This is a genomic window from Lentilactobacillus otakiensis DSM 19908 = JCM 15040 (assembly GCF_001434145.1).
GTDB lineage: Bacteria > Bacillota > Bacilli > Lactobacillales > Lactobacillaceae > Lentilactobacillus > Lentilactobacillus otakiensis.
In genome coordinates this window covers 372,151-397,330 of sequence record NZ_AZED01000014.1, presented here as the reverse complement: position 1 = coordinate 397,330, position 25,180 = coordinate 372,151, and the positions used below count along the sequence as shown (strand labels likewise).

General features: G+C 40.7%; 28 protein-coding genes, 1 tRNA gene and 1 other annotated feature. Of the genes, 26 read left to right on the top strand and 3 right to left on the bottom strand.

Annotated elements, in window-relative coordinates; translation table 11 throughout:
- Positions 1-3: 3 nt before the first annotated feature.
- From pheT to FD05_RS09445, 5 genes are all read left to right on the top strand, one after another.
- Positions 4-2,415, top strand: coding sequence for a phenylalanine--tRNA ligase subunit beta (pheT, locus tag FD05_RS09465; RefSeq protein WP_020280170.1), 2,412 nt, complete (start codon positions 4-6; stop codon positions 2,413-2,415).
- A 43-nt stretch (positions 2,416-2,458) separates the two neighbouring features.
- Positions 2,459-3,580 (top strand): endolytic transglycosylase MltG, encoded by a 1,122-nt coding sequence (gene mltG / locus FD05_RS09460; RefSeq protein ID WP_020280171.1) that lies wholly within the window; start codon positions 2,459-2,461, stop codon positions 3,578-3,580.
- Positions 3,581-3,600: 20 nt separating this feature from the next.
- On the top strand, positions 3,601-4,275 hold the full coding sequence (gene udk, locus FD05_RS09455; RefSeq protein ID WP_020280172.1) for a uridine kinase: 675 nt from the start codon (positions 3,601-3,603) through the stop codon (positions 4,273-4,275).
- A gap of 21 nt (positions 4,276-4,296) precedes the next feature.
- Entirely contained in the window at positions 4,297-4,770 is a 474-nt protein-coding gene (greA, locus tag FD05_RS09450) for a transcription elongation factor GreA (RefSeq protein ID WP_020280173.1), read from the top strand.
- Between the two features lie 242 nt (positions 4,771-5,012).
- On the top strand, positions 5,013-5,330 hold the full coding sequence (locus FD05_RS09445) for a HesB/YadR/YfhF family protein (RefSeq protein ID WP_020280174.1): 318 nt from the start codon (positions 5,013-5,015) through the stop codon (positions 5,328-5,330).
- A gap of 63 nt (positions 5,331-5,393) precedes the next feature.
- On the opposite strand, the gene FD05_RS09440 is transcribed toward FD05_RS09445, so the two are convergent.
- Positions 5,394-8,072, bottom strand: coding sequence for a YfhO family protein (locus tag FD05_RS09440; RefSeq protein ID WP_020280175.1), 2,679 nt, complete (start codon positions 8,070-8,072; stop codon positions 5,394-5,396).
- A 128-nt stretch (positions 8,073-8,200) separates the two neighbouring features.
- Here FD05_RS09440 and FD05_RS09435 point away from each other — a divergent pair, with 128 nt between their 5' ends.
- From FD05_RS09435 to FD05_RS09410, 7 genes are all read left to right on the top strand, one after another.
- Positions 8,201-10,252 carry a peptidoglycan D,D-transpeptidase FtsI family protein gene (locus FD05_RS09435; protein ID WP_020280176.1) on the top strand — a complete coding sequence of 684 codons (2,052 nt, stop codon included), beginning with the start codon at positions 8,201-8,203 and terminating at the stop codon, positions 10,250-10,252.
- A gap of 115 nt (positions 10,253-10,367) precedes the next feature.
- Positions 10,368-10,517 carry a 50S ribosomal protein L33 gene (gene rpmG, locus FD05_RS11560; protein WP_013727979.1) on the top strand — a complete coding sequence of 50 codons (150 nt, stop codon included), beginning with the start codon at positions 10,368-10,370 and terminating at the stop codon, positions 10,515-10,517.
- 83 nt (positions 10,518-10,600) lie between these two features.
- Positions 10,601-11,161, top strand: coding sequence for a 5-formyltetrahydrofolate cyclo-ligase (locus tag FD05_RS09430; RefSeq protein WP_020280178.1), 561 nt, complete (start codon positions 10,601-10,603; stop codon positions 11,159-11,161).
- 13 nt (positions 11,162-11,174) lie between these two features.
- Positions 11,175-11,837, top strand: coding sequence for a rhomboid family intramembrane serine protease (locus FD05_RS09425; protein WP_020280179.1), 663 nt, complete (start codon positions 11,175-11,177; stop codon positions 11,835-11,837).
- A 42-nt stretch (positions 11,838-11,879) separates the two neighbouring features.
- Positions 11,880-12,119, top strand: a complete 240-nt coding sequence (locus tag FD05_RS09420; RefSeq protein WP_020280180.1) for a YqgQ family protein — start codon at positions 11,880-11,882, stop codon at positions 12,117-12,119.
- Positions 12,094-13,074, top strand: coding sequence for an ROK family glucokinase (locus tag FD05_RS09415; RefSeq protein ID WP_020280181.1), 981 nt, complete (start codon positions 12,094-12,096; stop codon positions 13,072-13,074). Before FD05_RS09420 ends, FD05_RS09415 begins: the two co-directional genes overlap by 26 nt.
- Before the next feature lie 29 nt (positions 13,075-13,103).
- Positions 13,104-13,526 carry a rhodanese-like domain-containing protein gene (locus FD05_RS09410; RefSeq protein WP_039932318.1) on the top strand — a complete coding sequence of 141 codons (423 nt, stop codon included), beginning with the start codon at positions 13,104-13,106 and terminating at the stop codon, positions 13,524-13,526.
- A gap of 86 nt (positions 13,527-13,612) precedes the next feature.
- Here FD05_RS09410 and FD05_RS11555 read toward each other — a convergent pair whose 3' ends face one another.
- Complete coding sequence (locus FD05_RS11555; RefSeq protein ID WP_020280183.1) at positions 13,613-13,789, bottom strand: DUF3042 family protein; 177 nt, start codon at positions 13,787-13,789, stop codon at positions 13,613-13,615.
- A 99-nt stretch (positions 13,790-13,888) separates the two neighbouring features.
- Here FD05_RS11555 and FD05_RS09405 point away from each other — a divergent pair, with 99 nt between their 5' ends.
- The 8 genes from FD05_RS09405 to FD05_RS09370 all read left to right on the top strand — a co-directional run bounded on the left by FD05_RS09405 (position 13,889) and on the right by FD05_RS09370 (position 21,796).
- Positions 13,889-14,635, top strand: coding sequence for a glycerophosphodiester phosphodiesterase family protein (locus FD05_RS09405; protein WP_020280184.1), 747 nt, complete (start codon positions 13,889-13,891; stop codon positions 14,633-14,635).
- Positions 14,632-15,564: a tRNA (adenosine(37)-N6)-dimethylallyltransferase MiaA gene (gene miaA, locus FD05_RS09400; RefSeq protein WP_020280185.1), complete on the top strand. Its 933-nt coding sequence runs from the start codon at positions 14,632-14,634 to the stop codon at positions 15,562-15,564. Before FD05_RS09405 ends, miaA begins: the two co-directional genes overlap by 4 nt.
- An 82-nt stretch (positions 15,565-15,646) precedes the next feature.
- On the top strand, positions 15,647-16,057 hold the full coding sequence (locus FD05_RS09395; protein WP_013727970.1) for a MerR family transcriptional regulator: 411 nt from the start codon (positions 15,647-15,649) through the stop codon (positions 16,055-16,057).
- A gap of 16 nt (positions 16,058-16,073) precedes the next feature.
- Positions 16,074-17,417, top strand: a complete 1,344-nt coding sequence (glnA, locus tag FD05_RS09390) for a type I glutamate--ammonia ligase (RefSeq protein ID WP_020280187.1) — start codon at positions 16,074-16,076, stop codon at positions 17,415-17,417.
- A gap of 182 nt (positions 17,418-17,599) precedes the next feature.
- A complete protein-coding gene (locus FD05_RS09385; RefSeq protein ID WP_020280188.1) occupies positions 17,600-19,240 on the top strand; it encodes a peptide ABC transporter substrate-binding protein in 1,641 nt (546 codons plus the stop codon).
- Between the two features lie 191 nt (positions 19,241-19,431).
- A complete protein-coding gene (locus tag FD05_RS09380) occupies positions 19,432-20,313 on the top strand; it encodes a hypothetical protein (RefSeq protein ID WP_020280189.1) in 882 nt (293 codons plus the stop codon).
- Positions 20,306-21,247: a hypothetical protein gene (locus FD05_RS09375; protein WP_020280190.1), complete on the top strand. Its 942-nt coding sequence runs from the start codon at positions 20,306-20,308 to the stop codon at positions 21,245-21,247. Before FD05_RS09380 ends, FD05_RS09375 begins: the two co-directional genes overlap by 8 nt.
- A gap of 9 nt (positions 21,248-21,256) precedes the next feature.
- Complete coding sequence (locus tag FD05_RS09370) at positions 21,257-21,796, top strand: dUTPase (RefSeq protein WP_020280191.1); 540 nt, start codon at positions 21,257-21,259, stop codon at positions 21,794-21,796.
- Positions 21,797-21,957: 161 nt separating this feature from the next.
- On the opposite strand, the gene FD05_RS09365 is transcribed toward FD05_RS09370, so the two are convergent.
- Positions 21,958-22,031 (bottom strand) — tRNA-Arg (locus FD05_RS09365).
- Positions 22,032-22,466: 435 nt separating this feature from the next.
- Positions 22,467-22,549, top strand: a sequence feature (ribosomal protein L21 leader region).
- 19 nt (positions 22,550-22,568) lie between these two features.
- Between FD05_RS09365 and rplU the strand changes: the two genes are divergently transcribed.
- The 6 genes from rplU to nusB all read left to right on the top strand — a co-directional run bounded on the left by rplU (position 22,569) and on the right by nusB (position 25,151).
- Positions 22,569-22,877: a 50S ribosomal protein L21 gene (gene rplU / locus FD05_RS09360; RefSeq protein ID WP_020280192.1), complete on the top strand. Its 309-nt coding sequence runs from the start codon at positions 22,569-22,571 to the stop codon at positions 22,875-22,877.
- A gap of 20 nt (positions 22,878-22,897) precedes the next feature.
- Positions 22,898-23,233: a ribosomal-processing cysteine protease Prp gene (locus FD05_RS09355; protein ID WP_020280193.1), complete on the top strand. Its 336-nt coding sequence runs from the start codon at positions 22,898-22,900 to the stop codon at positions 23,231-23,233.
- Between the two features lie 26 nt (positions 23,234-23,259).
- Positions 23,260-23,553: a 50S ribosomal protein L27 gene (gene rpmA, locus FD05_RS09350; RefSeq protein WP_014940013.1), complete on the top strand. Its 294-nt coding sequence runs from the start codon at positions 23,260-23,262 to the stop codon at positions 23,551-23,553.
- Between the two features lie 155 nt (positions 23,554-23,708).
- Positions 23,709-24,269, top strand: coding sequence for an elongation factor P (efp, locus tag FD05_RS09345; protein WP_020280194.1), 561 nt, complete (start codon positions 23,709-23,711; stop codon positions 24,267-24,269).
- Positions 24,270-24,300: 31 nt separating this feature from the next.
- Positions 24,301-24,738, top strand: coding sequence for an Asp23/Gls24 family envelope stress response protein (locus FD05_RS09340; protein WP_020280195.1), 438 nt, complete (start codon positions 24,301-24,303; stop codon positions 24,736-24,738).
- Complete coding sequence (gene nusB, locus FD05_RS09335) at positions 24,738-25,151, top strand: transcription antitermination factor NusB (protein WP_020280196.1); 414 nt, start codon at positions 24,738-24,740, stop codon at positions 25,149-25,151. Before FD05_RS09340 ends, nusB begins: the two co-directional genes overlap by 1 nt.
- The last annotated feature ends 29 nt before the right edge of the window (positions 25,152-25,180 follow it).

The window sequence follows — 25,180 nt, the reverse complement described above, 5'->3', positions numbered from 1 at the left end:
ATAATGAAAGTTTCTTATAAATGGCTCAAACAATATTTAGATCTGAATATGCCCGCAAAAGATTTAGCTGAAAAGATCGAACGAACTGCGGTTGAAGTTGATTCAGTCACCGTTGCCGAAGATGGGCTGAAGAAGTTGGTGGTTGGCCATATTTTATCGATGACCAAGCATCCAGAATCAGATCATTTACACATCTGTCAAGTTGATGTCGGTGAAGATGAACCACTCCAAATCGTATGTGGCGCTCCTAACGTTGATGTTGATCAAAAGGTAATCGTTGCCCTGCCAAACTCACGAATCGGCGGCAACGTTAAAATTAAGCGTTCTAAAATGCGCGGAGTTGAATCATCAGGGATGATTTGTGCGCTTGATGAAATTGGCTTTAGCAAAGACGTTGTCCCAAAGGAATGGGCCGATGGCATTTATGTTTTTGACGATGATGTTCCAGTTGGCGAACCCATTTATAAGTATTTGGGGATGGACGATCCAATCATTGATCTTGATGTAACGCCAAACCGTGGCGATATGCTGAGCATTCTGGGGACTGTCCATGACCTAGCTGCCATCTATGATCAGAAGCCTGAAATCAAAAAACCGGTCGTTGACGAAGATGATTTCCTTGATGCCAATCAAGAGATTCAGGCAACTGCTGATGATAAGCTCGCAAAGACTTACAAGCTGCGGGTTGTTGAAGGTGTCAAGATTGCGCCAAGCCCATCATGGCTGCAAATTATTCTCTGGAACGCCGGTATTCGGCCAATCAATAATGTTGTCGATGTTACCAACTACATTTTATTAAAATACGGTCAACCGCTACATTCATTTGATAAGGATAAAATTAACGGTACCGTGACTGTTCGTCCTGCCAAGAAAGGCGAGAAGTTAACCACTCTTGATGAAGCTGAACATGACCTCACAACTGATGACATCGTGATTGCCGACGACCACAAGCCGATTGCTTTAGCAGGTGTAATGGGTGGCTTTAACACTCAGATTGATGACGACACGACAAATGTTGCTATTGAATCAGCAATTTTCGATTCATTCCACATTCGTAAGACTGCGCAACGCCAAAATTTGCGCTCTGAAGCCTCTCAGCGTTTTGAACGGGGAATTAACCCTGATGGTGTTCAGGATGCTGTCGACGAAGCCGTAAGTATGATTAAAGAGCTGGCTGGCGGCAAGATCGCCAAAGGAACTGTGACTGCCAGTGAATATCATCCTGATTTGCCCACTATTTACATTACCGCAGAGCGGACCAACCATGTTTTAGGTACTTCATTCAGTACTGAAGACATTAAGAACATTTTTGATCGTCTTGGATTTACAAGCGAAGCCCACGCAGATGGGTTGAATGTGACAGTTCCCGCTCGTCGTTGGGATATTTTCCGTGACGCAGATTTGTACGAAGAAGTTGCCAGAATTTACGGCTATGACAATTTACCTGCAACCTTGCCAACTGGACGTCAAAGTGTTGGTATTTTGACGCCAACCCAGAAACTTCAGCGAGCTGCTCGGACTGCTTTAGAAGGTTTGGGACTTACTCAAGCTATTTCATACTCACTGACCACGGCTGAGAAAGCCAAAATGTTCTTAATGAGAGACAGTGAAGAAACTAACTTGTTATGGCCAATGACGCAAGATCATGCGGTTTTGAGAATGAATATGTTGTCTGGCTTGTTGGATGACGTTGCATACAACCATGCCCACAAAGTTGATGATGTTGCTTTGTATGAAGCTGGTCGGGTGTTCTACAAAGACAGTGCGGATCAAATTCGTCCACAAGAAGTTGAACATATTGCTGGTGTTATCAGCGGTAATTTAACTGATCCTTTATGGAATAATCATGTCAAGCCAGTTGATTTCTTCCAGCTCAAAGGGATTGTGAACCAGTTCTTGATTAATTTGGGTGTTAAAGGCGATATCGAATACACTGCAACTGACCAATATCCAGAAATGCATCCCGGCCGGACAGCCAACATTTCAATTCACGGTCACTATGTCGGATTTTTGGGTCAGATTCATCCGCGAATCGCGAAGAAATTCAAGATCAAAGAGACCTATGGATTTGAGCTGGATATGCAGGAATTAATTGATTTGCCAAAAAGTGATGATCAATATCAAACAATTTCCAAGTATCCATCTATCAAACGGGACATTTCATTGGTTGTTGACCAGGATGTGACCAACAGTCAAATCTTGGAGGTCATGAATAAACGTGGCGGCGCATACCTCAACAACGTTCGTTTGTTCGATGTTTACCAAGGGGACAATGTTCCTGACGGTAAGAAATCGATGGCTTATTCCTTAACTTATGTTGATTCACGAGAAACTTTGAAGGACGAAGTCGTGAATACCGCCTTTGAAAAGATTAAAAAACGCTTAACAGCTGACTTAAATGCAGAAATAAGGTAATTTGGAAACTATAATTAAACTGAACAGATAGGAGGAGCTTCTCATGAGTGATGACTCAAGTCGACGAAACCCCAAACCCAATAAAAGTCTCGGGCGAAGAATTATTATTTCTGTAATTACCTTATTGATTATTTTAGCTGCAACGATTGGTTTTATGGGCTATCGTTATTTCCAAGATGCTTTAAAGCCAATGAATCCGCAAAACACGAATGTGACTCAGGTGCATATTCCACTGGGAGCATCGAACAAACAAATTGGTTCGATCCTTCAGAATAAAAAGATTGTTAAGAGCGGCATGGTGTTTGATTATTATGTTAAATCCAACAACATGGCGAACTTTCGAGCAGGTTATTATCAACTCAAACCTTCCATGAGCCTCAAAAAGATTGCTAACAGACTCCAAGAAGGCGGGACTGATCAGCCAATCCAAAGCACCAAGGGTAAAGTATTGGTACGAGAAGGTGCCAATGTTGATCAAATTGCGACCCAGGTTGCGGTAACCACCGATTTTTCTCGCAGCGATTTCTTAAAGTTGATGAAAGACCAAACCTATCTTGAACAATTGGCCGGACGTTATCCCGACTTGTTGAATTCAGCAATGAAAGCTAAAAACGTTCGTTACCGACTTGAAGGCTACTTGTATCCTGCAACTTATGAAGTTGAGAAGAACATGTCCCTTAAATCTCTGGTCACTCAAATGGTTGCCAAGACGAATCAAATGGTGGCACCGAACCTCAGCAAGATTAAAAAATCCGGGATGAGCATGCAGCAATTCATGACCTTGTCTTCACTCATTGAACGTGAAGGGGTTAATCAGACTGATCGTCGAAAGATGGCAGGTGTCTTGTTAAATCGGATTGATATTAACATGCCGTTGCAATCGGATGTCGCTGTTCTATATGCAATTCATCGGAACAACAAAGTTTTGACGAATAAAGACTTACAAAGTGACTCACCATATAATCTTTATAAATACACCGGTTTTGGGCCTGGTCCATTTGACAGTCCAAGTATTAGTTCGATCAATGCTGTCCTGCATCCACTCGATCGTTCAAAAGATTACTTGTACTTCGTTGCCAACACCAAAACAAAGAAAGTCTATTACTCCAAGACATATGCCGAACATCAACAACAGATTGCTGCGCATACGTCTGATAATAACTAACTGAAAGGGCTCTTATTTACATGGCAAATCATAAAACGCGCCCGGTGGTCATCGGCATTACCGGTGGTTCCGGTAGTGGTAAAACAACTGTTGCTCGAAAAATATTTGATCAATTATCCAATTATTCCATTACCATCATTCAGCAGGATTCGTATTATAATGATCAGGCTGAGATGAGTATGGCCGAGCGAAGAAAAGTGAATTATGATCACCCAATGGCATTTGATTTTGATCTGTTAATCGAACAGCTTAAGCAATTGCTTAACTATGAAGCAATTGAAAAGCCGGTTTATGATTACGAAGAATTTACCCGGAGTGATCAGACAATTCATCAAGATCCACGCGAAGTTATCATTTTGGAAGGCATTTTAATCCTTGACGACAAAAGATTACGTGATTTAATGGATATTAAAGTATTTGTTGACACGGATGACGATATTCGCTTAATTCGACGAATTGAGCGGGACACAAAGGACCGCGGCCGATCGTTAGACAATATCATTCATCAGTACTTAATGACCGTTAAGCCAATGTATCACCAGTTTGTCGAGCCGACCAAGCGCTACGCTGATTTGATCGTCCCGGAAGGCGGTGAGAATCAGGTTGCCATTGATCTGCTAACCACAAAAATGCGGTCCATTTTAGTTCGCCGCGGCAACAAAGAAATTAAGAACAACTTTGATTCAACAATTTAAATATAAAAGGGGAATTTACCAATGGCTGAAGACACATATCCAATGACTGCCGAAGGACGCGACAAACTTAAGGCGGAATTAGAAGACCTTAAAGTAAATCAACGACCAAAAGTAGTTGAACGTATTAAGATTGCAAGAAGTTACGGAGACTTATCTGAAAATTCAGAGTATGAGTCTGCCAAAGACGAGCAAAGTATGCTCGAAAGTCGAATTACCACAATCGAGCACATGTTGCAGTACGCCCAAATCATTGATTCAAATGATAGTGATAAAGACGAGGTGACTGTCGGTAAGAAAGTGACCTTCCAAGAATTGCCTGACGAGGATCCTGAAACGTACCAAATTGTTGGTGCTGCGGAAGCAGATCCAATGTCTGGTAAGATCTCAAACGATTCACCGATTGCCAAAGGGTTAATTGGGCATCGTTTGAATGAGGAAGTTAATATTCCGATCCCAGCCGGAACGATGAAGGTCAAGATTACCAAGGTTGAATAGCAAATCTTGCGTTATACAAACAACTATCACCATGTGAAAAGAGTCAGTCTTAAGCATCTGCTTAGGGACTGACTCTTTTTTGGAGACCTTTGAAGATGCTGTCATCATTATCTTTTGAAGATTTTGGAAAATGATTTTGCATATCACCAATTCCTCATCAGCATATAGTTTGTGAAATACGGCAATGATGTTATAATCGAATGTAAGCGAATACAACAACGATTTTAGGAGTGAGCATAATAATGAAAATTGAAGTAACTGATGCAGCAAGCAAATGGTTTCAATCTGAAATGGGTCTAAGCAACGGTAACGGTGTGCGCTTCTATGGTAAAGTTTATGGCAAAACGCCGGTACACGAAGGATTCTCATTGGCATTAACCCGTGATGACACCCCTGGTGAAACATACACCAAAACTGAAAAAGACGGCATTACCTACTTTGTTGACGAAGGTGATCGCTGGTTCTTCGTAGGGTTTGATTTAACTGTCGACTTTAATCCCGAAAAGGATCCTGAAAACGTCGTTTACACGTACACGCCAAACGGCGATCTTGATAAATAAATAGTTGCATCATAAAAAGGGTTGGAAATCTGAAAGTGATTTCCAACCCTTTATTTGGTTCATTTACTTAGTTTCTGTTGATGTTTCATGATCCGTGGTCGACTTTTTATGACGTCGTTTCAAGACATACTCAGTTCCAATGAATGCGAGGCCAAAGACGGTAATCAAGATTCCGATCTTGAGTCCCTCAGGCCAATAAGTGAAGACAACCTTGTGGTGACCCTTGCTGATTGGAATATAGGTGAACATCTTCGCCCAACGTTTAGGTTGAACGGACTTACCATCGACTTTCGCAGTCCAACCATTTTCGAATGGAATCGTTGTTGTTAATGTTTGGTTATTTGATTTCACATTAACGGTTCCTGACAACTGGTGGTTGTTCCACTTCGTCACTTTGTATGGTCGTGAATTCAAATCTTTGAAGAATTTGGCGATCTTTGAGTTATGAACTTTATACAATTTAACATCCTGAAGAAGGGCGTTGTTCTTGTTCACAAAGATCTGGACATTGGCAGTCGTGTTGATACTGGTACCAGTGGCAATGTTAGCAATGATTGTCTTCTCAGACGGTGTAAATTGGGTCTGTGCTTGACCGTCGACTGAGATCGAAATATTGCCCTTGTTAATCTCAGTTCCTAAAGTCATGTAGTATGACGTATTCTTTTCAATTGGAACTGTGAAAATGATGTAGGACATTTCCAAGAGGTTCTTTTTCTTCAAGACAGCATTATTTAACTTAGAAATTGGCTGAATATTGTTGTATCTCATATCAGTATATTTAGCCGGTTCAAACAAGTTATGAATATTGGGATCCAATCTGTGGGCAATTTGGTTCTGGTAGGTGATTGGGCTCTTTGCAATCGAATTGTGTTTCATGCCTGACTCAGGTGCCAAGAAACCAATTGGAACGGCGTAAGGATTACGATAAGTTCCAATCAAGGCATCCTGAGATAAGAGGTTGTAATTATTGTAATCAGGCTTTCGAGTCATGGTCGTTAATAGTTGCTTCTTCGGCTTTTTGTTAGGGTTGGCTTCAGGAATTTGATGACTCATGTAGTACTTCATATTCAACAATGAGTCGGTAAACATGGTTCCGTTTGAATAAAGAACGAACGAATCACCATTTGGTTGACCAATATTCTTAAAGAATTGTGAAGTGTCCGATTCCAAAGTCGACGAGAAGATCGAACCGCCGTTGTAGTTTCCTGTGAACGCATCGTTTTTGGTACGTGAGAAAGTCGTGCCTAAACGATAGAAGCCCTTGTCTTTTTGCTTGATTTTGTCAACGTGATTTCTCATGACGCGTTCAAAAGCCGTATAGTTGCTGGCTTTCAAATAATCCAAGTGATTAAGTGAAGTGACCATGTTTAACGCCATTTCACCACTCATTAAGACGGCAAGGGTGATTGCCAAAACAATATTTTTTCGGTAAATTCCCAGGAAAACGACGATTCCCAGCGAAACCACCAAATAGACACAACCCCATAGAAAATCAAAGTGGCGCATATATTCTAAGTGTTTCCACCGGAGTTCAACGTACAGGACACCTAAAGCCATGATGCCGGCAGTTACCAGGTAACCTTTCCAGTTGATTCCTTCATCTAAAATATGAAGAAAAGCTTGGAAGGCGGTAAAAATCATCCAAAATGAGAATAGATATGAGAATCGGAACGTGTACCAAACTGGCAATTGCATTGCATGCCAGAGAAGGTCTAGCGGTTGGAAACACATCGAGAGAATCATAAATGCTGTGAGTGATAAGTTGGCGATTTTGACGTTTCGTTTAATCGTTGGAATGAAGAAATAATAAACAAATAAGATCAACACAACACTGGCAACAAATATATTGGCAGTTCCGGCAGGCAGTTCGTTGAAATTAACGGATCCATTAAAGAACTTACCCAGCATATCGAGTGGATTGTACTCAAATTTAATTTTGTACTGACCCTTGGAATACTGTGTTTTACTTCCTAGAAGTGAGAAGAAGGTTGGAACTAACAGCCAAGCGGCCAAAATACCGCTTAGAACGGACGCTTTCAGCCATTTCCAGACTGCCTTGGCTTGTGTTTGATTCTCAACCGGAAGCGCCTTAGCGGCCCAATAAATGAACATGACAAGCGTTAGGAAAATAGCGATCATGTAACTCATGTAATAATTCATGATCAGCATCGCAGTCAAACTCACAATATACAGCGCGCTGGATTGGTTCTTCAAAATCTTATGCAGCCCATAGAAAATCATTGGCAGGACCCATAAAACATCAGTCCAGAGCATATTAAATTGGTTGGCGATGATCCAACCCATCATTGCGTAAGAAACTGCAAAACCAATAATTGCCCAGCCAACATGTTTGGTGACCTTCATAAGGAAGTAACCAAAACTTAAACCGGCCAAGCCATACTTGAGAATTGTGATGATGCCCAAAACACTAGGCAGCTTGGCAAGCGGGAAGAACAACATGATTAGGTTGAGCGGACTCATTAAGTAATATGCCCAGGTTCCCAGCATGTCGCCTCCAAGTGCTTTTGAAAATGAAAATAAAAAGCCACTTGGACTATGTAGTAGGGAGTCATGGAAACTCGTATAAAAATCAATGTACTGTTGGCCCAAATCGACAGTCATCACGGACGAGTTTCCAAACGGTGCAAAGTGACGAAAGATAAAGTAACTGGTGGAAATTAGTACCGGTACCAAAAAGCACAGGACTAATATGGAAATTTTGGTTGTCTTCTTTGATTTCATAATCTACATCCTTTTTAAAAGTGATTAACAACCTATAGAATATCATAATAAGTTAAAGATTGACTACCGGTTCTAGTTTTTAGTTGGAAAATTTGATAGAATAAGTTTCATGGCAAGGAGTTAATATTGTGAAAATTTTTAAAAAGCGAACCAAGAAAACAAACAAGGGGAAGGCTGCTTCGCTGCCTTTTCGAATCAATATCATTTTTATTGTTGTTGGAATTTTATTTGTTGCACTACTGACACAGTTAGCTTACCTGCAGGTGATGTACGGTTCTAAATTTAAAGCCGAAGTCAATCGTTCAGATACCTCAGTCGTTAATGGCAATGTTCAGCGGGGCATGATTTTTGATTCTACTGGACATGTTTTAGTTGGAAACTCAGCGCACCAAGCAATTATTTATACCAAGGGTGTCAATGTTTTGTCATCAGATATGTACAAGACAGCTAATCGATTGGCACAATACGTTACTGTTCCAACTGGCAGTTTGACTAAACGTCAGTTGGCAGATTATTACTTGGCAGATGCAAGTAACTTAGCTAAGGTGGAAAAAACAATTTCTGGAATCCAGGATTATTCCGCTGATGCCAAGTATGACAAGGCCGTTACCAAGGTCGAGGGTTATCCAAATTCTACATTTTCCGCTGCTACTAAGAATGCGGCAACAATTTTTGCCAAAATGAGTGGTGCTTACCAATTATCGACGGTTAACATTAAGGATGATAAAGTCTCAACACGTGAAGTTGCGATGGTCGGTGAACATCTGGCGGATATGCCTGGCGTAAATGTCGGGACAAGTTGGAGTCGAAATTATCCAAATGGACAATCAATCCAAGGAATTACTGGAACTGTTTCTAATGAAAAGAGCGGGTTACCAAGTGATCGTGTCAATGAATTGCTTGCTCAAGGTTATTCACGAAACGACAGTGTCGGTCAAAGTTATTTGGAACGTCAGTATGAACCTGTGCTGAGAGGAACCAAGTCCCAAACCCAAATTGTTTTGAATAGTGATAATCAGATCAAGAAAGAAATTAAAAAATATGGTGGCCAAAAGGGAGATAATCTCCAATTGACCATCAATGCAAAGTTCCAAAAGCAACTTCAATCACTCGTTCATTCTGCTGAGTCGAGCGCAGGGGGCAATTCAACCGGAACTTATGCGGTTGTCATGAACCCTAACAATGGTGCCATCATCGGAATGGCAGGCGTTGATCGGAATCCAAAGACTTCTAAGATTACTGATAACATTCTAGGGACAATCAACAGTTCAATCGTTATGGGGTCCGTTGTTAAAGGTGCTATGGTTTCTGGGGCCTTAATGGATCACGTGATTACACCAACTAACAGCACTTTGACCGATCAGCCAATCACGACTGGAGGGGTTAAGAAGTCGTCATGGTTTAACCATAATGGTCATGCAAACATTTCCGTTGATGCCAGCGATGCGCTTCAAGTGTCTTCTAACTCGTACATGATGCAATTAGCCATGAAGGAAGGCCATTTCAACTATGTTGAAGGTGGCGCCTTAACAATGAGTCCCAATGTCTTCAATACCATGCGGGGTTACTTTAACCAATTTGGTTTAGGTGTTAAGACGGGGGTTGATATTCCTGGTGAATCCACTGGATTACAAGGTGCAAGTGGTTATAATCACATTGGGAGTGCCCTGGACTTATCATTTGGGAACTACGATGCTTATACAACGATGCAAGTTGCCCAATATATGTCGACAATTGCCAATGGCGGTAACCGAATTGAACCACACGTTGTGGAGGCAATTCGAGGAACCAGTAAGAACGGTAAATTAGGGACGGTTAAGGCGACCGTTATGCCTAAAGTTCTGAATCATATTGATATGACCAAAGCTCAGCGTGACGTTGTCAAAACTGGGTTATATCGAGTGGTCCATGGTACCAACACTTACAAGACTGGTGGGATGTTAAGTTCTATCAAGCCAGAGATTTCAGCAAAGACCGGTACTGCCCAAACATTCTACAATGGTAATGAGACTGTTACGTTGAGTTTGGCTTCTTATGCACCATCCAGCCATCCCCAAGTGGTTGTCGCTTTAGCTATGCCTAATCTAGGCGTGAACGCTGAAAGTAACAACATGGCTTTAGCCAAGCAAATCTATTCCGCTTATTGGAAGACGGTCCAATCAACTTCGACTGTTAAGTAAAAACACTTAACATTTATCGATTTTGTCCTAGTAATTTAGTAGGATTGATGATAAAATATTTTAAGTTGAGGCTATTAGACTAGCTATTTTATAAAAAGTTTGGAGGTAGTATTCCATGCGAGTACACATTACAATGGAATGTACTGAATGCCACGAACGTACTTACTTATCCAGCAAGAACCGTCGAAACAATCCCGACCGTTTGGAGCTTAAAAAGTATTGCCCACGTGAGCGTAAAGTAACATTACATCGAGAAACCAAATAAGGCTTGGGTAGATACCCAAACCTTTTTTTATACAAAAGACTCGGTCAACCTAATTTGACTGAACAAATAATCAGGTGATATCAGTGGCAAAATCGATTAACTCAAAATCAGTGATTCGTGATCAACAAATTGCGCGTTTACATGATTATCTACAAAATCCAAAAAATCAATCACAAATTAATCATTTATACGAAGAGCTATTTACTGATTCTGCATTTTCAAATGGCAGTACATTTGGCATCACTCTCAGTATGGATGACGAGTTGAATACTCAGCCAATTATTCACTGGGCCCTAAGTCACGGGAAGAAAGTAGCTGTGCCCCGGACACTGCCACATCGGCAAATGGAATTTGTATTGTTGGAACCGGATACGGTTTTATCGCAAACTAAATTTGGAACAATCGAACCCGTTGGCGGCAAAGTGTTATCTAAAAACCAGCTTGATACCTTGCTCGTGCCTGGATTGGCATTTTCCAAAACGCATTATCGAATTGGGTACGGTGGCGGTTTCTATGATCGATTTTTGAAAGGCTTTGCCGGAACAAGCATCGCCGTTGCCACGCCGGTCCAATTGTTTGCTGAACCGGTTTGGGATGTGGAAGATTTTGATGTTAAAATCAATCAATTAGTTTACGAAAAGTAAGATTGGAGGAGTCATGAGTCATTTACGCGACAAACCTTATATCACCTATGGGCTCCTTGGAATCATGGTCATTGTCTTTGCCCTCATGTCCGTTATGGGGGGGACTGAGAATCCACTGACTTTGGTTCAATTTGGAGCTAAGTATAATCCGCTCATTCGCGCCGGGCAATACTGGCGTTTAGTGACACCCATCTTCATTCATATTGGATTTACGCATATATTAATGAATGGAATCACACTTTATTTTATTGGTCAATACGTTGAGCAGTTGTTTGGTCACTGGCGGTTTGCAATTATCTTCTTTGTATCTGGCATCATGGGTAATCTTGGGAGCTTTGCGTTTACCAGCAATTTGTCTGCCGGCGCTAGTACCGCTATTTTCGGGCTATTTGGCGCTTTTATGATGCTGGGGGAAAGTTTTTCCAAGAATCCGGCAATTGTTTCGATGGCTAAAACCTTTTTGTTATTCATTGTCTTAAATATTGGGACTGATATTTTTGTTTCGGGAATCGATATTGCTGGACACTTGGGTGGATTAGTCGGTGGATTCCTAGTGGCGTATGTGACTGGCGTTGGCTTTTCCAAGACGAGTCAAACCAAAAGAATTATTTCTGCAATAATGTTGGTTGTAATCGCTTTCGTTTTGTTTACAATAGGTATGCAGGCAAAATTCTGAAATTTGAAAAAATGAAAGAAATTTACATGAGGATGTGAGATAATGAAAACGCTGTATGATGTTCAGCAACTGCTGAAGAAATTCAATATTTATGTATATGTCGGCAAACGGCTTTGGGACATTGAGGTCATGGCGTTAGAGTTGGATCATCTTCATGACGCCAAGCTGATCAGTCATGATGAGTTTATTCATGCAAAACTGATTTTGACCCGAGAACATCGGATCGAAGAAAAACAAGAAGGCAGGGGAAATTACATTGGCAAAGAAATTAATCGGAATTGATTTAGGCGGAACAACAACGAAGTTTGCGTTCATTGATACAAAGGGGAACGTGCTCACTAAGTGGCGGATTCCTACCAACATCACTGAACACGGAAGTCACATTGTGCCTGATATGATCAAATCAATTAGTGATCAGATGAGAAAAGACGATTATAACGCAGCTGATTTCTATGGAATCGGAATGGGAACACCAGGTGCTGTTAATCGTGAGAAAGGGACGGTTGTTGGTGCATACAACTTGAACTGGGACATCGTGCAACCGGTTGGGGCAACAATTTCTGCTAATTTGAACTTGCCAATCCTGATCGACAATGATGCCAACAGTGCCGCACTTGGAGAATACTGGAAAGGTGCTGGAGACAAAGCTAAAGATGTTGTCTTTATCACTTTAGGAACTGGTGTTGGTGGTGGTGTGATTGCCAATGGTAAGCTGGTTCATGGGATTAATAACGGTGCTGGAGAAGTTGGCCATATCACTGTTGTGCCAAATGGCTATCAATGTACCTGTGGTAAACGTGGCTGCTTGGAGCAGTATGCTTCTGCAACTGGTGTCGTCCACATTGCCAAAGATATGGCTGAGAAATTCACTGGCCATTCACGAATTAAGGAATTGATTGATGGCGATGAAGATTTGTCTTCCAAGATGGTCTTTTTCCTCGCTGATAATGGTGATATTTTGGCTAACCAAATTGTTGACCGAGTTTGCTCATACTTGGGTTTGGCACTCTCACACATTGGGAACACTTTGAACCCGGAGAACATTATTATTGGTGGTGGTGTTTCCAATGCCGGTAATACTTTGTTGCAACCCACTACCCGTTATTTCCAAGAAAACGCCTTTCCATCCGTTCGGGACTCAACCCGTTTGAAATTGGCACAACTTGGAAACGACGCTGGTGTTATTGGTGCCGCATCATTGGCCTTACAGTTTAGAAACAATCAACCATTTGCATAATAATTAATATTTTTTAGAGAGAAAGAGGGATGTTTTTGTTGATAATTGGCGCAATAACCGCAAATACGGTCATGACCATTATTTTAATCATTATTTTACTTGCATGGGGTGGCTACACGATGTATCAAAATGCGCGTGTTAAACAAGCTGCTACTTATTTGAAAAATGATGAGTTTCAAAAGGGAATGCGAAAAGCTCAGGTGATCGATTTACGCGAACAAAAGAACTTCAAAGATGGCCATGTACTTGGTGCCCGCAGCATGCCTTATTCAACCATTAAGAACTTTTATACACAGTTACGGCCAGACTTGCCCGTTTATATGTATGATCAGGGAAAAACAATTAGTAAACGAGCTGCCCTCTTTTTAAGTAAAAAGGGTTATAAAGACCTTTATATCCTAAAAAATGGTTATCAAGGCTGGAATGGTAAAGAAAAAAAGAGCAATTATTGATAAAATAGGACTATGAGCAAAACAAATGTTTTGTCCATAGTCCTATTTTTATCATCATTTTAATTTTGATTTAATTGGATAACCCATTATCCATGGTGGGCGGCTCGGCTTTTACGCATTGCCTTTTTACGGTTATCTTCGAACTTTTGCTCTTCATCTTCGATTGGGTCGACAACTGACTTTTTGAATGTCAGCAGTGCACCAACACCGGCAGCAACGGTTCCAAGAACACCAACAATGAGCCCATTAGTAAAATGTTTCATATCTAAACCCTCCAATATTCGTTTATACTTTCATTATGCTTTATTTTTTTACAGATATCTAGTTAATTGACCAATTAATCGCTTTAAAAGGAGTTTATCGTGAAAATTGATACTAAAATTATTGCCCACCGTGGCAGTAAGGGAACCCGTCCAGAGAATACGTTAATTTCCTTTCAGACCGCCATCAATGACGGTGCTGATGGGCTTGAAACCGACGTTCATTTTTCTAAAGATCACCAATTCATCATCATGCATGACGAAACAGTTGACCGGACCACAAACGGGTCTGGCCGAATTGTGGACAAAAATTTGTCTGAAATTAAACATCTCGATGCTGGAATTCGGTTCAGCAGCGAATTTAAAGGGACCACTGTCCCAACGTTGCAGGAAGTTGTTGAATTGCTAATTAAGGACAATTTTACTGGCATTTTTAATCTGGAGTTAAAAACAAACAAAATTCAGTATCCTGGCATCGAAGAAGCAGTTTTTAACTATTTTGCGTCGATCCATTATCCTTTTCAATTAATATATTCCAGCTTCAATGCTCAATCGTTGGAAATTCTCAACCGACTGGATCCCAAATCATCCGGCGCCAAGCTATTCAAAACAGCTGCCAAGCAGGCAAAAACATTGAAGAAAGACCATTTGATTGCTGATTTTCATCCAGACATTCGTTGGCTCAAACGCCACCCATTTTTTGCTCCTGCTCAGAATTTGCGTCCATGGACGGTTAATTCAACCGAAGATATGCAGTATTGCTTCGAACGCAATATGGCGGCCATTATCACGGACTTTCCGGCCAGAGCAGTCCAAGTGCGATCAGAAATGCGGGAGGGATTGGAATGACCAAAGTTCTTGCAATTGTTGGGCCGACAGCTGTCGGTAAAACGTCGTTGTCAATTAAGCTTGCGCATAAATTCGATGGCGAAATCATTTCTGGTGATTCCATGCAGGTTTATCGAACCCTTAATATTGGCACGGCCAAAGTGACCCCCGAAGAAATGGCTGGGATCCCGCATCATTTGATCAATGTCAGAAATATTGACCAACGATTTTCGGTTGCTGATTTTGAACAAGAAGCATCTGAACAGATCAATGAAATTAATTCCAGGGGTAAATTGCCAATGGTTGTGGGTGGGACCGGCCTTTATCTCCAGGCCTTGTTGTCCGGTCTCCAACTCGGTGGGGACAAATATCAAGACGATTCTCTCCGGCAACAACTGTTGGCGGAAGCGGAATCAAAGGGTAATCAAGCGTTACACGACCGGCTGGCTAAAGTTGATCCAGATGCTGCAGCAGGCATCCCCATTAATAATGTCCGGCGAGTGATTCGCGCGCTGGAAGTATACATAAAAACCGGACGTCGGTTCTCTGACCAAAAAAATAGCGGATCAAAGTATGATGCATTTGTGATTGGCTTAACGACCGATCGCACACTGCTTTATCAACGAATTAATCAGCGGGTCGATCAGATGATGGCCACGGGTTTGCTGGATGAAGCCCAGCGGTTATTCAATCAAGGCGGCCAGAATTTCCAGTCAGGCAAGGGTATTGGGTATCGCGAATTATTTCCTTACTTCGCGGGTCAAACCTCATTGGAAGATGCGGTTGACTTGATTAAAAAGGACTCCCGGCACTATGCTAAGCGTCAATTAACGTGGTTTAGAAACAAAACCGACCCTCAGCCAAATTGGTATAACTTAGTTGAGCACCCCAAAGAGCTGCTTACCATTGAAACTGACGTCCAGAGATGGCTTGCTGACAGCAAAAATTAAACACATGTTATAAAATGTAACATTTGGTCTTGACTTTGATTATGTGAATGGTATTATGGATACAAGATTTAGGAGGTGAACAATGCGAGAGAAGGAACTACGGCGTTCAATGTCAGTCCTGCCGATTGGAACCGTGATGAAGCTGACTGACTTGACTGCACGACAAATCAGATATTATGAACAGCAGGAATTGATCAAGCCTCTTCGAAATGAAGGGAATCGACGAATGTATTCATTGAATGATGTCGATCGGCTTTTGGAAATTAAGGATTATCTTGATGATGGTTTGAACATTTCCGGCATCAAAGAGGTGTACAAAAAGCAGAACCAGCTGGAAGACGAGCGGAAGCGCAACCTTGAGAAGGGTTTAACTGACAGTGATGTCAGAAAGATTCTTCAAGACGAGTTTCTCAACATTGGTGGATTGAAGCCGCCTTCTTCGTCATTTGATGATCCGAATAATTTGAACAATTTAAATAAACTAAATCACTGATGGGAGCGATGGATAGATGGCTACAAGGCATGATTATTCAAAAGATGATATTCGCAACATGGTAAAGGATGAAGACGTCAAATTCTTACGTTTGATGTTCACCGATTTATTTGGCACAATCAAGAACGTTGAAGTTCCAATAACGCAACTCGACAAATTACTTGATAACAAATTGATGTTTGATGGTTCTTCAATTGAAGGTTTTGTTCGAATTGAAGAAAGTGATATGTATTTGTATCCTGATTTATCAACTTGGATGATCTTCCCATGGAGTACTGATCGTGGCAAGATTGCCCGTGTCATTTGTCAAGTTTATCGTCCAAACGGCGAACCATATGCCGCTGACCCTCGTAACAACCTTATCCGTGTTCTTGGTGACATGAAGAAGGCTGGCTTCACCTCATTCAACATTGGACCTGAACCAGAATTCTTCTTGTTCAAGATGGACGAAAACGGCGATCCAACTTTACATTTGAATGATAAGGGAAGTTACTTCGATATGGCGCCAATGGACTTAGGTGAAAATTGCCGTCGTGAAATCGTCTTGACCCTTGAAGAAATGGGCTTCGATGTTGAAGCTGCCCATCATGAAGTTGCGCCTGGCCAACATGAAATTGATTTCAAATATGCTGATGCCTTAGCAGCCGCTGACAACATTCAAACCTTTAAATTGGTTGTGAAGACCGTTGCCCGTAAATACGGATTGTATGCAACCTTCATGCCAAAGCCACTTAGTGGAATCAACGGTTCTGGAATGCATTTGAACATGTCACTATTCAATGATAAAGGTAACACCTTCTATGATAAAGATGGCGAATTGGAAATCTCTCAAGAAGCTTACTACTTCTTAGGTGGTTTGCTGAAGCATGCCCGTTCATTTACCGCTGTATGTAACCCAATCGTTAACTCATACAAACGCTTGGTTCCTGGTTATGAAGCACCTGTATATGTTGCTTGGTCCGGTTCAAACCGTTCACCATTAATCCGAATTCCAAGTGCTCGTGGCAATTCAACTCGTTTGGAACTTCGTTCAGTTGATCCAACTGCTAATCCATATTTAGCAATTGCTTGTGTCTTGGAAGCTGGTCTTGATGGCTTGCGTAACAAGATCGAACCAGAGCACAGTATCGATCGCAACATTTACCGGATGGATGCTGAAGAACGTCAAAAGAGTCACATCACTAACTTGCCTGACACTTTGCATAATGCATTGAAAGACTTGTCCGCTGATGAAACGATGAAGAAGGCACTTGGTCAACATCTTTACAACAGCTTTATCGAAGCCAAAAACCTTGAATACGATTCATATCGCACTCAAGTTTCCGGCTGGGAACGTGATCAATACCTTGAAAAGTATTAAAAATGTTTAACAAGATTTTTCGCACTTGGCAAGAGCATCATTAGGTATCAGTAAAGCTCACAGTGGTGCACGATTTGGTGTACTGCCGTGGGCTTTTCGTTTACCCTGTTGCTCTCATTAAAATATCATGTATACTTAACATTATTTGTATTGTTCTAACTTCAACTAAGGGGTGTTCTTATATGTCAAATAATCATCTTGGTTTAAAAATGGGTTTAGTGGTTGCATTTGCGTTAGTCTTGAGCGGCTGTTCATCGCAGAAAAGTGGTTCAGGCAAGCTCGCCGACAAGCAGGAATTTACAACTGCCGTTGATTCCGAACTTTCAACCGTTGACCTTTCGAAGACGACTTCCGTTCAAACATTTGAAGTGTTGAATAACGTCGATGAAGGGCTGTACCGTTTGGGAAAGGACAGCAAGATCGAAAATGCATTGGCCACCAAGACAACCATTTCAAAAGATGGCTTGCAATATACATTTAATCTCCGAAAGGGGACTAAATGGAGTAACGGGGATCCAGTGACAGCTAATGATTTTGTTTATTCATGGCGAAGAACTGTCAATCCCAAAACTGCATCTCAGTATGGTTACTTATTTTCTGGAATCAAAAATGCGGATGCCATCCAAGCCAACAAAAAATCGCCAAACACTTTAGGGATTAAGGCCGATGGTAAATATAAGTTGGTTGTGACGTTGGAAAAGAAAATTCCATACTTCAAGTTGCTAATGGGCTTCCCACTGTTCTTCCCACAAAATCAAAAAGTAGTTGAAAAGTATGGGGCTGATTACGGAACAAAGAGCACTGATATGGTTTACAACGGCCCATTCAAATTGACCAGCTGGAATGGTACGGGAATGACATGGACATTAGCCAAAAACAAAAACTATTGGGATAAGAAAGCTGTCAAATTAGATAAGCTGCATTATCAAGTAACCAAGGATCCATCGACCGGTTACAACCAGTTCAAGACAGATAAGCTTCAGTATGTGGGCTTATCAGGTGTGTTGGCAAAAAACTTGAAAAACAATAAGGACTTGGTCACTCGAGAAACCTCCAGCTGTTATTATTTGGCATTTAACCAGAAGAAAAAGCTCTTCAAGAATCTTAAGATCAGAGAAGCAATTTCGATGTCAATTGACCGTAGCCAGTTAACCAAGAAGATTTTGGGAGACGGCTCATTTAATTCTCAAAGTTTCGTTTCCAAAGGACTTTCGATTAATCCAAAGACTGGTAAAGACTTCACCGCTACGACCGCTAAACCGGATTCACTGACATATAATCCAACTAAGGCGAAAACGCTTTGGAAACAAGGACTCAAAGAACTTGGCATTAAACAAATGAGCTTCACGCTGCTAAGTTCAGATGAATTCGCCCAAAAACAAGTGAGTGAGTATCTTCAATCACAATTAGAAAAGAATCTGCCGGGCCTGAAAGTCGGCCTCAGAAACATTCCGTTCCAGACTTTGTTATCAAGGCAGAAATCTCATAACTATGAAGTCACTATGGGGGATTGGTACGCAGATTTTGCTGATCCAATTACTTTCTTGAACATCTTGACTTCAGGTAACCCCAGCAACGTGCCACAATGGTCGAATAAGCAGTATGATCAGCTGATCAAGGCTTCTTCTACCACTGATGCTGGAAACCCTGACAAGCGTTTTGAGGACTTGACGAAAGCACAAAATATTTTGCTTGAGAATCAGGGGATTACACCACTTTATCAATCTGCAAGCAAGAATCTGTTGAGCAGTAAAGTGAAGGGTATCATTTACAATACTGCTGGTGCGACCTATAACTATAAGAATGTATATGTTGTTAAATAATGTAATTTGTTTCATGAAGATCGGATGTTAAAAACGTCCGGTTTTTTCTTTTATCAGCATTTTTTTGCGATAATGGAATATTTTCTCATCAATTTTACAAATCTTTCATAAATAATACGATTAGGCCTTTATTTATGTACGTTTTTCAGATAACATTAAATGTATAAATAAGGGGAATACGAGGCAATATTATGGATAACAAAATTGAAAACGATCCATTCAGCCAAAACGACTCAATTTTATCTTCCGCGTTAAGCGAAAAAGTAAAATATCTGTCTGACTTGAATGACTCGATTAAAAATGGCAATGATTTAAAAGTTTATGAATTAATGGATCCCAACCGCTTTGCAACAGAAGTTAAGGGTGAACAACCGGATCAGCCAAAAGCCAGTTTCTTCAACTTAGCGGCTGATTTAAAGGCTCAGCTCAGTCATCATCTAAGCAACAAACTGATCGACTATTTAGGCACTACATATCCATTTTTCTATTACCACGAATATGATTTGGGGAAATTCAATATTTATTTTGGTAACTGGTGGGATCACCGAATGTTTGGGGAATTGGATGCCATTAACGTCCAATTCAACTTTGCCGAGGATGAATATAATACTTTGGCCAAATCATTTGAACTTGAGAGCCAAAACAAACGGGTGAACGATGACCAGATGCGCGAATTAGGTCAGAAAAATGAAAAGCTCACTCAGTTAATTGAAGATCAAACCAAGCGGGATCAGCGCAAGGAAGAAATCCGTAAACAAATCAAAGAAAATGAAGAAAAGTCACCAATGCCTTGGGAAGCAGGTAAAGTCAAGGAAGAGCACCAACAGCTCCAAGATGCGCTCCTTGAATTAACCAACATTGACGAACAAGCTTCTGACGGCCGGGCAGCAATCAAAAAGAACGAAAATCAAATTTTAGCCTTGTCCAAGGAAGAAACAATTTACAATTTGGAAAAACAAAACATTCGGGCTTCATTTGGCAGTTTTGAAGCATTTATTGATAACAACAACAATCTATACGCCAAATACTTGCAAAGCTTGAGCAAAGAATCGCAGGTGACTGACGGTGAGTAATGAAAATACTGATACTGAAAAGAAAGTTTTAACGACCCCTGAATTATTAAACAACTACACGGGCTCAATTCAAGCAGGATTAGACAACGGATCCAAGTATGTTGCCGCTTTTAAGAGCCTGAATCAGACCAAGGAATTGAACGATTTATTGGCAGCTGCTGTTGAGTTAACTAATTATCAACTGAACACTGATTTTGTGGAATTTCCACATCAATTTTCTGATGAAGACGTTCAGTCAATTTTCTTTGAACGTTTATTAGCCTTGTCTAACAATGCTGATGGATTTGCGATCAGCAATTCTGAGCACGTACAGAAGTTGTTGGCCAAATTTACTTCACTTGGGGACAATACCTTTACTTTCACAAAATCAACTAAGAATGCAGCTGGCTTCTTCTTTGGCCCAACCGCCCACAACCGGCCACTGTTCTATCTGAATTTAAAGAACAAGGAATTGATGTTTCACGGTTCTGCCTTAATCGACTACTTTGTAGTTGATCTGGAAGGATTGGAAATTGGTGCAATCAAGCAGGCCATGCAAGTGATCATGCAAGCGGCAGAAGTTCTCAAAGAAAGTTTCGGCTTCAAGATTGACTTTAATGTGCTTGATGGTGTTAATGGTGAGTTCTACGAGTTCGCCGCTGGTGAAATTCCAGAACCAATCCTGGATGAATTGTTCGTTAAATCTGCCGATAATAAGTACATTTTGATGTCTGGTGAAAATGGTGGGGCTTCATTAACCCTTGATAACGATACCAAACTGAATGTCTACAATGCCGGTGATGAGGATCGACCGAAGTGGGGCGCTACTATTCACGACAATGATCAAAAGGAGAGTTGGCTTAATTTATTGCTTGATTACCCATTCATCAAAGATTGGTATTTGGATAACAAAAAGCAACTCGAAATTCTTTCAAACAAATTTATTTTTGGATAGGAGTTTGTAATGGATTTACAAGCATTAATTGCTTCGTCAGTATATTTGAATCGTCAAATTGAATCCAAGAAACAGCTTCATTGGTCTAATGATGGGCGAGTGAAGAATGCCTTTGTGGCCCTAGATGTTGAATTAGCTGAGATGGCAAACACTTCGGAATGGTTTAAAGTGTGGAAGATTCATCGAGGTAAGAGTGATCCTAACAAGACACCACGGGAAACCCTGTTGTATGAATATGTTGATGCCATGGATTTCTACTTACTGATTTCCAACCTTAAGAATTGGAACCATGTGATTTTGAATTCTCAAGATGATCTCGATAAGATTAAAAAATTCAAAAAAGAAGACAATCTCGACAAACAATATTTGGCACTGAAACGAATGTTGTTTGACGCCTACTTTAATCATAGCGGGGACAGCTTTAACCACTCTTGGCGGCTATTTCTCAAGTTCGGTTTAGTCGATTTTGGCTACACTGAAGATGAGATTGAAAATGCCTTTAATAAAAAGAATAAAATTAATGAGAACAGGCAAGATGAGAATTATTAATTTTAGCGATATGTAGAAGGGACCGGGACGGAAGATGACAATCTGCGTCTTGGTTCTTTTTGTGTCGATGATAATTTATACAATCATTTCAAATGCACCAAAAAGGGCCTGTCAGAACCATGATTAACATGGTTTGACAGGCCCTTTATCTGTATTAAAGATGTCGCAAGAGAGATTCGGACTCTCGACCTACGGTTTAGAAGACCGTTGCTCTATCCAGCTGAGCTATTGCGACAAATCAACAATAACAATTATATGAAATATTACCATAGTAGTCAATGTTTAATCAGAGTATTTGTGTTAAAGGCCGCAAAGGATTATGATTCTCTTAAGAATGTTGCATTTTTATTAAAGTTTCACCCATTTTCACTGAAATATTTGAAGCCGTTTAGCAAAAACATGATAATAAAGTTGTGCAGCAAATTGCTGTCACATCAATAGGAGGTGGAAGTTGTGGGGTTTGTAATATTTATTGTATTTATTTTCATAGTCTGTGGAATTATTCAGTATTTTACCGATTCTTCAACAACCATTCGGGAGAACGGCAAGCATTTAGCTCAAAGAAAATAAAAAGGCAGCCGTGGGTAGCGGTTGTTTTTTTATGGCTTGCAGGTTTCTATTGACGAACGGGTAGCGATTATGTATACTAGTAACGTTGTAATTGTGGCTTCCACAGCTACAACCGCTCGATTCAAGCTGATAAGTTCTTGATATAGATCAAGACGCTTGTTCTCGGCGAGTCTAAGCAAAATTATAAGGAGGTGCACAAGATATGTACGCAGTTATTACTACAGGCGGTAAGCAATACAAAGTTTCCGAAGGCGATGCAATTTACGTTGAAAAATTAGACGCAGACGAAGGCTCAAAGGTTACTTTTGATCAAGTTGTCATGGTAGGCGGCGATTCAGTTAAAGTTGGTACACCATTTGTTGATGGCGCATCAGTAACTGGAACTGTTGAAAAACAGGGTCGTCAAAAGAAGATTATTATCTTCCGTTACAAGCCAAAGAAGGGCTCACGTTCAAAGAAGGGCCATCGTCAACCGTATACTAAGGTTGTTATTGATTCAATCAAAGCATAAATTACTTTGAGGTGACTGATATGATTAAAGCTACCATTAAGCGTTATCGTGGTCATGTGAGTGGTTTTACGATTACCGGACATGCCGATGCTGGTGAATATGGACAAGATATTGTCTGTTCTGCCGTTTCAGTATTAAGCATTACGACAGTTAACGGCCTCCAAGAGGTTGTTGGACTTGACGTGGATGTTGATAGTGACGATGACAATGGCGGTTATCTGTCAGTCAATGTGCCAGTTGTTTCGGATTCAAAAAAGAGTATTCAAGCTGATGCAGTTTTGAATACATTTGCGAACGGAATGGCCGATATAGCAGAGAGTTATAGTAAGTATATCAAGTTAAATACAGCAAAATAAATCAATTAATCTGGAGGTGTAAACCTATGTTAGCAATGAATTTACAATTCTTCTCTCACCATAAAGGTGGTGGATCAACTGCCAATGGTCGTAACTCAGCTGGTCGTCGTTTAGGTACGAAGGCTGCTGATGGTTCTTCAGTACACAGTGGATCAATCATCTATCGTCAACGTGGAACTCATATTTACCCAGGCAACAATGTTAAGCGTGGTAACGATGACACATTGTTTGCAGTAGTTGATGGAGTTGTTCGTTTCGAAAGAAAAGGACGCGACAAGCGTCAGGTTTCAGTTTATCCAGTTGCTGAAGCTGCTAAATAACTCATAATATTTAAATTAAAGAGGCTGGGACAAAACTCGTGTTTTGCATCCCAGCTTTTTAATTGTCTGAGATCAAGATACCATTTTAATTGGCTATTTTGGTTTAAAGTATTATATAATCTATGTATGTTACATTACATTTAGGAGGAACAAAAATGGCAATTTCAACTGCTGATTTTAAGAATGGATTAACCATCGAAGTTGATCACGCAATCTGGAGAATCTTGAGTTTCCAACATGTTAAGCCTGGTAAAGGTGGCGCTTTTGTCCGTTCTAAGCTAAAGAACCTACGGACTGGTGCTGTTCAAGAAAAGACATTCCGTTCTGGTGCCAAGATGGAACAAGCTCAAATTGATACTCGTAAGATGCAATATCTATATGCAGATGGCGATCAACACGTATTCATGGATATGGATACTTATGATCAAATCTCAATTCCTGCTGAGCAAATCAAGAGCGAATTGAACTACTTACAAGAAAATATGGAAGTTCAAGTTATCCAATACGGTAACGAAACCTTAGGAATTGAATTGCCTAACACTGTTACTTTGGAAGTTGCTTCAACTGAACCTGGTATCAAGGGTGATACTGCATCAGGTGGTTCAAAACCCGCAACAATGACCACTGGTTTAACATTGCAAGTACCTTTCTTTGTTAACCAAGGTGATAAGTTGACTATCAATACGACCGACGGAACTTATATTTCCCGAGCATAGTATTCGATTGATCTGAAACGGAGGCTTTATGATGGCTGAAGACACGAATATCATTCTTCATTCTAACGATCCGGAGCTTGGCAAGATTGAAATTGCACCCAACGTGTTAGAGATCATTGCTGGCGTTGCAGCATCCCAAATTGATGGTGTTAATCGGATGCGAGGCTCGTTCACTAATAGTGTTAATGAGCTGCTGGGAAGAAGAAAAGAACATGGCAAGGGCGTTAATTTAACGTATACTGATGAAGAATTAACGGTCGACGTTTATGTTTACCTGAATTATGGTGTTTCTGTACCTAAAGTTGCACTTGAAATTCAAAGTCAAGTTGAACAGCAGTTACTCTTCATGACAGGCCTAAAGGTTACTGAAGTTAACGTGCATGTTCAAGGGGTCATTCCGGAGAAGACCACCAGTACGGTTGATCCGAATAACCCATTTGCCGACGAAGAGGAAAATGGTGAGGACTAGTGGAATTAACACGACACCAAATCAGAGAAATTGCGTTTCAAACGTTGTTTGCCCTAAATACTAACGATCAAACTGATTGGAAGGATTTCTTCCAAGTTTTGACGAGCGGTAAATATGGTGACGACTATCCTGAATATTTGCATCAACTTATTTCAGGTGTTTTGGAGCACAAATCTGAAATCGATCAAACAATTGAAAAGTATTTAGCTGCCAGTTGGTCACTTGAGCGAATTGCCAGAACTGACTTGATTATCTTGGAGATTGCCATCTATGAAATGGTTTATGTAGATGACATGCCTGCCAAGGTATCAATCAACGAAGCAATTGAGCTTGCAAAAAAGTTTAGTGATGACCGTTCACGAAAATTTGTTAACGGGATTTTGTCACACGCTTTAGAAGAACTGGTAAAATAGATTTACACATGTGTAAATCTATTTTTTTG